The 12,167-nt window shown below is 61.9% G+C and carries 7 protein-coding genes, 1 tRNA gene and 1 pseudogene; 8 read left to right on the top strand and 1 reads right to left on the bottom strand.

The window, feature by feature from the left end; all coding sequences use genetic code 11:
- Position 1 precedes the first annotated feature (1 nt).
- The 8 genes and pseudogenes from rplT (at position 2) to ACQY39_RS20885 (ending at position 8,770) form a co-directional block, all read left to right on the top strand.
- Positions 2-358, top strand: a complete 357-nt coding sequence (gene rplT / locus ACQY39_RS20920) for a 50S ribosomal protein L20 (protein ID WP_102766472.1) — start codon at positions 2-4, stop codon at positions 356-358.
- A 160-nt stretch (positions 359-518) separates the two neighbouring features.
- Complete coding sequence (pheS, locus tag ACQY39_RS20915) at positions 519-1,556, top strand: phenylalanine--tRNA ligase subunit alpha (protein WP_428509515.1); 1,038 nt, start codon at positions 519-521, stop codon at positions 1,554-1,556.
- A 60-nt stretch (positions 1,557-1,616) separates the two neighbouring features.
- On the top strand, positions 1,617-4,043 hold the full coding sequence (pheT, locus tag ACQY39_RS20910; RefSeq protein ID WP_428509513.1) for a phenylalanine--tRNA ligase subunit beta: 2,427 nt from the start codon (positions 1,617-1,619) through the stop codon (positions 4,041-4,043).
- A 34-nt stretch (positions 4,044-4,077) separates the two neighbouring features.
- Entirely contained in the window at positions 4,078-4,476 is a 399-nt protein-coding gene (locus ACQY39_RS20905) for an integration host factor subunit alpha (RefSeq protein WP_428509511.1), read from the top strand.
- 34 nt (positions 4,477-4,510) lie between these two features.
- Positions 4,511-4,837, top strand: a pseudogene (locus ACQY39_RS20900) (MerR family transcriptional regulator); the annotation flags it as partial.
- 273 nt (positions 4,838-5,110) lie between these two features.
- Positions 5,111-5,187: transfer RNA gene (locus ACQY39_RS20895), tRNA-Pro, on the top strand.
- A 444-nt stretch (positions 5,188-5,631) separates the two neighbouring features.
- Positions 5,632-7,359 (top strand): ATP-dependent nuclease, encoded by a 1,728-nt coding sequence (locus ACQY39_RS20890; protein ID WP_428509509.1) that lies wholly within the window; start codon positions 5,632-5,634, stop codon positions 7,357-7,359.
- Positions 7,349-8,770 carry a UvrD-helicase domain-containing protein gene (locus ACQY39_RS20885; protein ID WP_428509507.1) on the top strand — a complete coding sequence of 474 codons (1,422 nt, stop codon included), beginning with the start codon at positions 7,349-7,351 and terminating at the stop codon, positions 8,768-8,770. Before ACQY39_RS20890 ends, ACQY39_RS20885 begins: the two co-directional genes overlap by 11 nt.
- A 222-nt stretch (positions 8,771-8,992) precedes the next feature.
- Here ACQY39_RS20885 and ACQY39_RS20880 read toward each other — a convergent pair whose 3' ends face one another.
- The gene (locus ACQY39_RS20880; RefSeq protein ID WP_428509505.1) at positions 8,993-12,145 is read right to left on the bottom strand and encodes a hypothetical protein; all 3,153 of its coding nucleotides are present in this window, start codon (positions 12,143-12,145) and stop codon (positions 8,993-8,995) included.
- Between the last annotated feature and the right edge of the window lie 22 nt (positions 12,146-12,167).

The raw sequence follows: 12,167 nt of genomic DNA, 5'->3' as shown, positions 1-12,167 counted from the left end.
TATGCCTCGCGTTAAACGTGGTGTTACCGCCCGAGCCCGTCACAAGAAGGTCTTGGCTCTGGCCAAGGGCTTCCGTGGTCGTCGTAAGAATGTTTTCCGCATCGCCAAACAGGCGGTGATGAAGGCAGGCCAATACGCCTACCGTGACCGTCGCGCCAAGAAGCGTGTGTTCCGTGCCCTGTGGATTGCGCGTATCAACGCAGCAAGCCGCGGTCTGGGCCTGACATACAGCAAGTTTGTGGCTGGCCTGAAGAAGGCTCAGATCGACATCGACCGCAAGGTCCTGGCTGATCTGGCCGTCAACGATCCTGCTGGTTTTGCCAGCATCTTCGCCAAGGTGAAGGCCGCTCTCGCTTAATTGCCCCCTCAGCTGCAAGCTTTGGCTTGTGGTGGCGGCAGCCCCGGCCCCTGGGATTCCAGGATGGCCGGGGTGAGCACCCTCTAGGCCGACACCAGGGTGTCGGCCTTTTTTATTTGTTGCCCGAATTTTTCTGACAGTCCGCCCGACTGGCACCGCGATGAACGAGCTTGATCAACTGCTGCAGACGGCCCAAGGCGAATTCGCCGCCGCCGCCACTCCCGCCGACCTCGAGAACGCCAAGGCGCGTTTTCTGGGCAAGTCAGGTCGTGTGACCGAGTTGCTCAAGAGCCTGGCCGCTTTGCCGGTCGAGGAAAAGAAGGCCCGCGGTGCCGAGATCAATGTGCTGAAGTCCGGCATTGAGGCCGCGCTGACGGCTCGCCGCCAGGCTCTGGCCGATGCGGAGTTGGAGTTGCAACTGAAGGCTGAGGCGCTCGATGTGAGCCTGCCCGGCCGTGCCCGCGGCACCGGCGGCCTGCACCCCATCACCCGCGCGATGGAGCGCATCGAGTCCATCTTCGGCTCCATGGGTTTCGATGTGGCCGACGGCCCCGAGATCGAGAACGACTGGTTCAACTTCACCGCGCTTAACACGCCGGAAGACCACCCGGCCCGCTCCATGCACGACACCTTCTACATCGAAGGCGGTCATGTGCTGCGCACTCACACCAGCCCCATGCAAATCCGCTACGCGGTTCAGCATGTCAAGAAACACAAGGCCCTGATTGACGCCGGTCAGCCCATGCACGAAATCCGCGTGATCGCGCCGGGCCGCACTTACCGTGTCGACAGCGATGCCACCCACTCGCCGATGTTCCACCAGGTCGAAGGCCTGTGGGTGGGCGAGAACATCAGCTTCAAGGACCTGAAGTCGGTCTACCTGAACTTCATCACCTCTTTCTTCGAAACCGATCAGCTGGAGCTGCGCTTCCGCCCCAGCTATTTCCCTTTCACCGAGCCCAGCGCCGAGATCGACATCATGTTCGGCTCGGGTCCGCTGAAAGGCCGCTGGCTCGAGGTCTCGGGTTCTGGTCAGGTGCATCCGCAAGTGATCCGCAATATGGGCCTGGACCCCGAGCGCTACATTGGTTTTGCCTTCGGCTCGGGCATCGACCGCTTGGCCATGCTGCGCTACGGCGTGAATGATCTGCGCCTGTTCTTTGATGGCGATCTGCGCTTCTTGAGCCAATTCAAGTAAGCCCCGCGCGCCGCCATCCACCAGAACACGCTCGAAAGAGCAGAGAAGAAGAGATTTCACATGCAATTCCCTGAATCCTGGCTGCGGTCCTTCTGCAACCCGCCGCTGAACACGCAAGAGCTGGCCGACCTGCTGACCATGTCGGGCCTGGAAGTCGAAGAGCTGCGCCCGGTGGCGCCGCCCTTCCACGGCATCGTGGTGGCTGAGATCCTGGAGGCCGAGCAGCATCCCAACGCCGACAAGCTGCGCGTCTGCAAGGTCAATGCCGGTGCGGCGTTCAATAACGGCGAGCCTCTGCAGATCGTTTGCGGCGCACCCAATGCACGCGTCGGCATCAAGGTGCCGCTGGCCACCGTGGGCGCTGAGCTGCCGCCGGGCGAAGACGGCAAGGCCTTCAAGATCGGCGTGGGCAAGCTGCGCGGTGTGGAGAGCTTCGGCATGCTGTGCTCGGCGCGTGAGCTCAAGCTCAGCGAGGAGCATGGCGGTCTGCTCGAGTTGGACGCGAGTGCACTCGTCGGCCAGAACATCCGCGAGCATCTGAACCTGGACGACACCTTGTTCACCCTCAAGCTGACGCCCAATCTGGCCCATTGCCTGAGCGTGTACGGCGTTGCCCGCGAGGTGTCTGCGCTGACTGGCACGCCGCTGCAGGCGCCGGCCATCAGCCCGGTGCAGCCGCAACACGACGCCAAGCTGCCGGTGCGCATCGAGGCGGCCGATCTGTGTGGCCGCTTCTCTGGCCGCATCGTGCGCGGCGTCAACACGCAGGCCAAGACCCCCGCCTGGATGGTGGACCGCTTGGCCCGCTGCGGCCAGCGCAGCGTGGCGCCGCTGGTGGACATCTCCAACTACGTGATGTTCGAACTGGGCCGCCCCTCGCACATCTTCGATCTGGACAAGATCGACCGTGAATTGGTGATCCGCTGGGCCAAGAAAGGCGAGAGCCTCAAGCTGCTCAATGGCAACACCGTTGAGCTGGACGAGACCGTGGGCGTGGTGGCCGATGCCTCGGCGCCTGAGTCCCTGGCCGGCATCATGGGTGGCGACGCCACCGCCGTGTCGGACGACACCCGCAACGTCTACGTCGAAGCCGCCTTCTGGTGGCCCAAGGCCGTGGCCGGCCGTTCGCGCCGCTACAACTTCTCGACCGACGCTGGTCATCGCTTCGAACGAGGCGTGGACCCGGCCGACACGGCCCTGCATATCGAGCGCATCACCCAGCTGATCCTCGAGATTTGCGGCGGTGAAGCCGGCCCCATGGACGACCAGACCACCGCCTTGCCCGAACGCAAGCCTGTGGCTCTGCGTGTCGCTCGCGCCGCCAAGATCATCGGCATGCCGGTGACTCAGGAAGATTGCGCGCGCGTCTTCAGCCGTCTGGGCCTGCAGTTCAGCGAAGCATCGGGCGTGCTGACCGTGACGCCGCCGAGCTGGCGCTTCGATCTGCAGATCGAGGAAGACTTGATCGAAGAGATCATCCGCGTGATGGGCTACCCCAGCCTGCCCAACACCCCGCCGCTGGCGCCGGTGGTGGCCAAGGTGGCCTCGGAATCGCGCCGCGCCATCCATGCGCTGCGCCATGCCGTGGCGGCGCGTGATTATTTCGAGACCATCAACTTCAGCTTTGTCGAAGCCCGCTGGGAGGCCGAACTGGCCGGCAACAGCAACCCGATTCAGCTGCTCAACCCCATCGCCGCGCCCCTGGCCGTGATGCGCAGCAGCCTGATCGGCAGCTTGATCCAGGCCCTGCGCCACAACCTCAGTCGCCGCGCCAGCCGCGTGCGCCTGTTCGAGATCGGCCGTGTGTTCCTGCGCGACGCCTCGGTGCAGGAGAGCGACAGCAGCATCGCCGGCGTGGCCCAGCCCATGCGTCTGGCGGGTCTCGCATTCGGCCCGGCGGACCAGCCGCAGTGGAGCCAGCGCGATCGCCAGGTCGACTTCTTCGATGTGAAGGGCGATTTGGAGGCCTTGTTCGCGCCGCGCCTGCTGCAATTCAAGCCGGCCCAACATCCGGCCCTGCACCCGGGCCGCAGCGCCCGCGTCGAGCTGGACGGCCGCGATATTGGCGTGATCGGTGAGCTGCACCCCAAGTGGCGCCAGGGCTACGAGCTGCCCAGCGCACCGGTGCTGTTCGAGCTGGACCTGCCGGCCGTGCTGGAGCGCCAGCTGCCGGCGGCACAGGCGATCCCGCGCCAGCAGTCGGTGCTGCGCGACCTGGCCGTTATCGTCGGCGAGCAGGTCAGCCACGATGCGCTGATGCAGACCATCGCCAGCGCCCACACCGGCCTGATCCGCTCGGCCCGCTTGTTCGACGTCTTCAAGCCCACGCAAGCCAATGCGGAGTTGAAGGAAGGCGAGCGCAGCATGGCTGTGCGCCTGGAGCTGCTGGACGACGAGGCCACCTTGACCGACGAGCGCATCGAGCAGACGGTGGCGGCCGTGGTGGCTGCACTGGCTGAACAACTAGGCGCGCGCCTGCGCGGCTGATGGCAGCAACGACTGCAAGCAAGGCAAGACGCTGATGACTGCACACGACACCCGGGACGAAGACCCGCTCGACGATCAGGCCCTGATCGCCGCGGCCCGCGTTCTGCTGCCCACGCTGGAAACCCCGACCTTGACCAAGGCCGAGCTGGCCGAACTGCTGTTCGACAAGCTGGGCCTGAACAAACGTGAGTCCAAGGACATGGTCGAGGCCTTCTTCGACATCATCCACAGCACCTTGGTGCGTGGCCAGGACGTGAAGTTGTCCGGTTTTGGCAATTTCAACATCCGCCGCAAGGCGCCGCGCCCGGGCCGCAACCCGCGCACGGGTGAAGCCATCCCTATCAAGGCCCGCGATGTGGTCACTTTCCATGCCAGCCACAAGCTCAAGGACGTGGTCCAGGGCGAGGTAGGCGGGGAAGATGACTTCGAGTAGAGTCTGACCTCCCCACCGAAAGCCCTTGATTTGCATGGAAAACGCGCTGCCCGCCATCCCTGCCAAACGTTACTTCACCATCGGTGAGGTCAGCGATTTGTGCGGCGTGAAGCCCTATGTGCTGCGCTATTGGGAGCAGGAATTCATCCAGCTCAAACCCATGAAGCGGCGCGGCAACCGGCGCTACTACCAGCACCACGAGGTGCTGCTGATCCGCCGCATCCGTGGCCTGCTCTACGACCAGGGCTTCACCATCAGCGGCGCACGCAACCAGCTGATGGAAGGCGGCGCCGCCCGCAGCGATGCCGCGGCTTTGGTGTTCAAGCAAGAAGCCGATGAGGCGCAGCGTCTCGAAGACGAGGCCAGCTTTGACGACGACGACATTGCCGTGCGAGCTGCTGCCTTGCCGGGCGGAGTGGGCGCTAGCACGGGTGTGGCAGCCCTGGCGGCCCAGCCTTCGGCCGCCCGCAGCACGGCAGGTCTGGACGAACTGGCCGGTATGTCGCTGCGCCTCGGTGGCGCGATGAGCGGGGTCGAAGCCCTGACCTTGGCCCAGGTCAAAGAAGAATTATTGGCAATTCGACAAACACTCTTGCCATGAACGTAAAAACCCTCCTATAATGCAAAGCTCAGTCGGGGCGTAGCGCAGCCTGGTAGCGCACTTGCATGGGGTGCAAGGGGTCGTGAGTTCGAATCCCACCGTTCCGACCATTTTATTGAAGTAAATCAACGGGTTAGCAGCGAAAGCAGCTAACCCGTTTTTCTTTTCCGGCAGCGACTGCGCTCAATGGGTAAACCAATGGGTAAACCGGCGGTTGGCTGTTGAGGTGCTTTGCTGGACGTTCTTGGTCTCAGTTCATTGGCTCTTTTTGCTGGCGATGACATTTGTCCGCGGTCCGCACTGAGCCGGGTAACCGGGCACCAACTACCGCTACGCAGCGATTGCCGTCGGTTGTCGGCGAGCGGTGAACTCGCGATCCCGTGCCCATTGCGGTCGTTGAGTCCCCTGACCCGCAGCAGTGCCAGCGACCGGTTTCCCAGGCGATGCTGACATAGCCGCAGCTCGCACAGAACCTCAAAGTCAATCGGAAAGTGCGCCGGGCGACGCGCTGTCTTGTGGATACTGCGCTCACAAGACTTCAAACAGGAGAGGCCATGGCGCGCATCTGTCGCCTGGAGATTCAGAATTTCCGCTCTATCAAGTCGCTCGATTGGTTCCCTTCTCGTGGAATTAACTGTCTCGTCGGCCCAGGCGACAGTGGCAAATCAACCATTCTTGACGCCATCGATTACTGTCTCGGCGCTCGCCGGAACATCGGCTTTGGGGATGCCGACTTCTATGGACTCGATGTCAGCAAGCCCATCACCATCTCGGCCACACTTGGCGACCTCCCGGACGAACTCCTGAGCCTGGAGGTATACGCCAGCTATCTTCGGGGCTTCGACCCAGAGCTCGGACTGGTCGAGGACGAGCCAAAGGCAGAGCTGAGGACGGTACTCACGCTGCGGATGACGGTAGCGAGTGACCTCGAGCCGGTCTGGTCGCTCTTTTCGGAGCGCGCTGAAGCGGACGGCCTGGAACGCGGCTTGACCTGGAAGGATCGTTCGGCAATTGCTCCGGCTCGCATCGGCAACTACGCCAGCAACCACCTCACCTGGACCCGCGGCTCGGTGCTGAACCGCCTGACGGAGGATAAGGCCGACCTGGGCGAGGAGCTCGCAAAGGCGGCCCGAGAGGCTCGTAGCAAGTTCGGCGATCAGGCCGAGCGTCAGCTCGGCAACACCTTGGAGGCGGTGACCAAGGTGGCTCACTCATTGGGCGTTCCCGTTGGGGAGTCAGCGAGGGCATTGCTCGATGCCCATTCCGTCTCGATCGGAGATGGCGCAATCGGGCTTCACGATGACAAAGGCGTGCCGCTGAAGTCATTGGGGACTGGCTCTGGCCGCCTCCTGATTGCCGGACTGCAACGTGAGGCCGCAGAAGCCGCCTGCATCGTTCTGGTCGATGAGGTGGAGTACGGGCTGGAGCCTCACCGCCTGGTACGGCTGCTGGATTCACTGGGCGCAAAGGACGCCACACAGCCGCTACAAGTCTTCATGACCAGCCATTCGCCTGTGGCAGTGCGCGAGTTGTCGGGCGACCAGGTCTGCGTTGTCAGGGCAGGTTCCGGCGGTCATCTCGTGCTGAAGGTCGGAACTGATAACGATATTCAGAGCACCCTGCGCGCTGACCCAGAAGCTTTTCTAGCCAGGTCGGTAATGGTTTGCGAAGGTGCCAGCGAGGTCGGGTTAGCGCGTGGCCTCGACCTTTTCTGGACAGATAGCGGCGCCCAGTCTTTCCTTGCCCTGGGCGGTGCTTATGTGAACGTAGGCGGCGGCGATGCCGACAAGTGCTACAGGCGCGGCATCGCGCTGCTCAGCCTGGGGTACCGAGTCCTTGTGCTGGCAGATGCTGACAAGCCGCCGACGCCCGCAGTCGTCGCTGAGTTTGTGGCCGCAGGCGGCAAGGTGGTTTCGTGGCGAGCGGGCCGCGCCCTTGAAGACGAGCTGTTCTCGTGTCTACCCGATGCACTCGTCATGGACCTCATTGACTACGCCGGCACCCTTCTTGGAGAGGACGTCATTGCGGGCCATGTCCAGTCGAAGTCGGACAACAAGGTCACTGTGGCTGCCATCCGAGAGTCCTATTTCAATGGTGGGATAGCTGCGCATTCAAGAGAAGTTCTGGCTGCCGCATCTCGAATCCGCAGTAGCGGCTGGTTCAAGTCGCTGACAGCCTTTCAACTCATTGGCAATGAGATTGTTGGGCCTGAACTGGCCAACACCGAGGCTGGATTCAATGCCCTCATCGAAGAACTGAAGACTTGGACCCATGCCGCCTGAAATTGACCTGCTCGCAGTAGACCGCGGCTCGGTTACAGCCCCAGCCGGTTGCGGAAAAACGCAGCTGATTGCGGATACCTTGCAGTTGCACGACGCTGCCAAGCCATTTCTCATCCTGACACACACCAACGCAGGTGCAGCAGCCCTTCGGCTTCGCATGAAGCGCGGAGGGGTGAGCAGTTCGAAGTACCGCGTCGCCACCCTTGATGGCTTCGCGATGCGGCTCATTGCAGCGTTCCCGAAGCGCAGCGGCCACAACCCACAGATTCTCCAGCTGGCGAACGCCAAGGCCGACTATCCGGCAATCCGTGAAGCTGCGCTGGGCCTATTGAAGGCCGGACATCTGACTCAAACTCTTCGAGCGACCTACGCGCGGCTCATCGTCGATGAGTACCAGGACTGCAACATCGTCCAGCACGGCATAGTCGACGCCCTTGCCAGCGCCTTACCTACGGTAGTACTCGGGGACCCGCTGCAAGCCATCTTTGGATTCGCGGGCCGCCTAGTGGATTGGAAGACGGAGGTGTGGCCAGCATTTCCCGCGCTCGGCCGCCTGATGACCCCATGGCGGTGGATAAATGCCGGCACCGAGCCCCTTGGACGCTGGCTCATAGAGATCCGCAAGGATTTGCTCAATCGGCGGCCTGTGGACATCAGTAGGGCTCCGCCGGAACTGGTTTGGGTCAGGCTCGATCCAGCAGACCCAGAAGGCACTCGTCGTACAGCCGCACATACCCGGTTGGAGGGCCAGGAGCGCAACATACTCATCATCGGCGATGCGAAGAATCCCCGAGGCCGCCACCAACTGACCAGTCAGACTCGCGGCGCAACATCTGTTGAGGCTGTCGACATGAGCGACCTGACCGGCTTTGCCCGCAACCTCGATTTGGAGTCGGAAGACGCACTCGGGACCCTCGTCGGGTTCTTCGGCGGTCTGATGACCGGCGTCGGCGCTGCCGAGCTCTGTAAGAGGGTCACCACCATCCGAGGCGGCCGGAACAAGACTGAGCCAACGGAAGTCGAGCGCTCCGCAGTTGCGTTTACCGAAGCTCCATCCATGAATTCGGCACTCTCGCTTCTGCAGACGCTCGAGGACCAGCCCGACACCCGGACCTATCGCCCAGACATGCTCCATTGCTGCCGGACAGCGATGCGCTCGGCAGCAAGCGGCAAGGTGTCCTTCCTGGACGCCGTCTTGGCAACCCGCGAGCGCAATCGCCATGAAGGCCGACCCATTGGTCGGAGGGCCGTTGGTAGCACGCTGCTCTTGAAGGGGCTCGAAGCTGACGCAGCCGTCATTCTTGAGCCGGAGCAGATGACACCCGCGAATCTGTATGTCGCGATGACGCGCGGCGCCTGCCGTCTTGTCATTTGCTCTGCGAGCCAAACGCTAACGCCTGCTCGGAGCTGATCCTGCGGCAGGCAATCAGGTCGACGCTAGTGGCCAGCAGCTTTGCAGCGTTTCCTGCCGGTCAGAGCTCCAAAGCAGACCCTACTTAAACGTCGATTCGTCTAGTAGATCGACATACCTTGCTCATCTGCACCGCCGCGGCTCTTCTGTCGATGGCTGCGCAGCAACCCCGCGAGGGCAGAGCGTCTGACCTGGCTAAGCAGCAACACTCTGGCGATCGCTCTACGAACTGGCGCGAGAGGACCAAGCCACACGGGTTTCGATACGGCACGATGCGCCGAGCTCTCTGTGCAGCCTTTGATATAGATCGTTCGCAAGGGTCAGCTCCCGACCGCGCTCAATCGAGATCTCGAAGTCCTTATTGCCGGCGACATCCCGAAACTCAATTGACTCATCGCCGACGTTCGCGAGCACGTCACCGAGCTGTTTGCGCGCTACCGCATACCCGTTATCGCCAACACGGCAGGCGAACCGGAGTCTGACGGAATCTGGGGGGGCAGTGAGAAGATCCCTGGAGAAGAGTGATTCGGTCGTCGCCACGAACGGGTTGGTATTCAGGTGCTCGATCGTCCGGCGGCAATGTTCGAACTGTGCGGCGATCTCGTCTGAACTAGATGCCGAATGGTCCGTCCCTACGAAAACCACCAGGTCTTCCCACCCATCACTCAGGAAGATTGTGATCGGCGGATGCCTAAGATGGTCCAGCGTTGCTTGGGATGCCAACCAATTGGCCACCACGAGCCGAGAAGCATCCCATTTCAGGGACACAAGGATTACCGCGAACGGCGACGGAACCGCATCGCCCGGATTGCTCGAGTACACCTGAACCATCCTTCGCCCACGCGAGGCGTAGTGACATGTGATGGACTCCGACTCCTGTCGCCCGCGCGCCGCCCCTGTCTTGAAGTCCCAGCCGAGTTGGCCGTGTGAGTCCTGCTGCCAATAGAGCACGTACCCGTCGTACCTCCCCAGCAGTGCTCCATCGCATTCAACAACGTACTTGCCACGCTCTCCATCACTGGCGCGGGGCTCAACGTGGAAGTCGAGGCCTGCGTGCTCACGGTTCATCCGAAGCTTCATCAGATCCAGGAAGTAGGTCCTTGAGCACGGGTTTCCGGCTTCGTCCTGCATGGAGCGACGAACGAACAACTGAATGCCTCCGCTCAACACCGGTCCTCCCAGCCATTGAAGCGCCTCAGTCGCCACGAGGACCGGTGCATCCCGCACTACGATCTTTGTTGCCTCGACGGTAGGCAGCGGAGGGCTCAGCTTCAGTTTGTCAAGGATCCGAATCGCTTCCTTGTCATAGCTCTTGCGTGTGGCGCTGTCCTTGAGAAGATTGGTCCGGTCGCCAAGAAGCGCGTTGAGTTGGTAGTGCGTCTCGTCTTTGCCTAACGCAGCGAACAGGCGCGCTGGGTGCAACGTTTGAAACAAATAGTCGTCCATGCCGAGAAAGTTCAGGCGCCGTGCGATATCACGCACCACACCCTTGCTGGGTAGAGGCGCAGCATCCGCTTCCTCGGCGGATTCGGCGCAGTGCGGTAGCGCTAGGTCAAGCAGCCACTCTGCACGCCACGCAACGCCGGTGACGTGCGGGCAGTTGAGTAGCGAGAAGGAATCAACTTGACGACCGAAGGTCTTGGTCGCCAGCGGCTCCATGGCTTCATCGACGATTCGGCGGAAGCCCTCCGATAGGCACTGGTACTCAAGGGTTGGAAGGATCGGGGTCGATTTCCCTAGTCCGCCCTGACCGCGCTTCCAGAAGCCTCTGCTCTTGGTCAAGAACTGGCTTTCGCCAATGCCAACTCCGGCATCTTCGAAGAGCGTCTCTTCGCAAACCGCCCGCGCCAACTCGTTCGCAACCTGGAGCTCATAGTACTGGCGGGCTTCGTCTGGTCCCGCATAAAGGTCGAGCATGAGACCTAGCAAGCCCTCGAAAGCATCCAGGAACTGCTCGGCGATCGGATCTTTCTCCAGCTCGAGGCCACGCAAGACGTTCAGAAGGACGTGACCACGGTAGACCGCCAATGGCGGGCTCCAACTGAGGTGCTCGCGGATGGCCTCTGCGTCTTTGGACATGCTGTCCATCTGACGGAGATCGGGTTGTTTCCCGGTGGCGTCGTCGAACTCAGCTCGACGCAGCATTCCATACTCGTCATGGAAGAGGTTGGCCAGCCTCTCGTCCGCCAGCATTTCCAAGGTCCAGGCATAGACGTATGCGTGGCCGAACCGAATCGTCGCCAACACATCACACAGGATCTCGTGCACCAAAGCATCCGTGCTCCTGCCTGCAGCGCCGCCGGGACAAGGATGATTGCTGAGCCACGCTTCCGTAACCCGCGTCAGTCGCCGATATACACGCCCAAGCTCCGTAGGATCTTGTTCCGCACGGGGAACGTTCAGGAGGCGCCCATACGTTGACCGCAACACCTCGTGAGCGAGCTCGTGCCCGATTATCGGCACCAGCGCAATCCGATCGGGGACCCAGTACGACAGCGAAAGACAGACGAATCGCTCAGAGGTGTCGGCCTTTGGCGCGTCCTCATCGCTTTTCGGCTGCGCCAAGCGCGCCAGCCGTGCAAGCCGACCACCTAAGGTCTTGTTTCGCTCCAGGGCGGCCTGCTGCTTCGAAACGTCTACCCAGTCGTTGTGCGCCTTCAGCGACGTGAATGAATGGTGATGCGACGTGTGGTCGTAGGCCCAGAACTGGTAGGTCGACGGAACTTCCGCGAAGGGGTACTGCCCTTCCCGCAGATGCATGACCAGGCGTGCAAGGTCCTTGTGAACCCAGCGCGCTTTCTCGCTCAGGTATTTATCGGCTAGGCCCTGCTCCGACCTTCGCCGAAGTGTCGGATCGGGCTGGTCCGGGTTTGTCCGCTGCAAAAACAGCTCGAGCCGGTCGTGCAGGTCTCCGAGTCTTTCTGCAATCACCAACGCCTTGTTGATGATCTTGGCGTTCCACAGCAGTTCACGCTTGTACTGCTTGGCAAGCTCCTTATGGATGTCACCACTCTTCAGCCGGACAACCGGACCCGGCCCATTGGCCGAAGATGACCCGCGGGAGTCCGAAACCTCGCGCTCGGTCCCGGTGCTCTTGCGAAACCCGCGCGACTCCTTCAGGTCTGCTTCGCATTCAGCGAGCAACACCTCGGCAGAACGCCGCAAACGCGCCAGAAACGCAGCCTGGCTGGAGAGCTGAGCAACCTTCACTGGCCCCTTCGGCTTCACGTTGCCATCCCCGACGTCGCCTACGCGATAGCCGATCGAAGCCGTGAGGTGCGTGATCTCTTCTCGCAGGACCTCTAGGCGCTTGCCAGAGTCGTAGTGGAGGATGTTGAGTAGCGTCTCTATCGGCTTGATTTGCTTGGAGGCCATGCTGAATCGCAGTCTTTTTTTA

The sequence above is a fragment of the Roseateles sp. genome (assembly GCF_965262435.1).
GTDB lineage: Bacteria > Pseudomonadota > Gammaproteobacteria > Burkholderiales > Burkholderiaceae_C > Paucibacter_A.
Note: the sequence above shows the minus strand (reverse complement) of the source record. Positions and strands in the feature narration are given on the sequence as shown.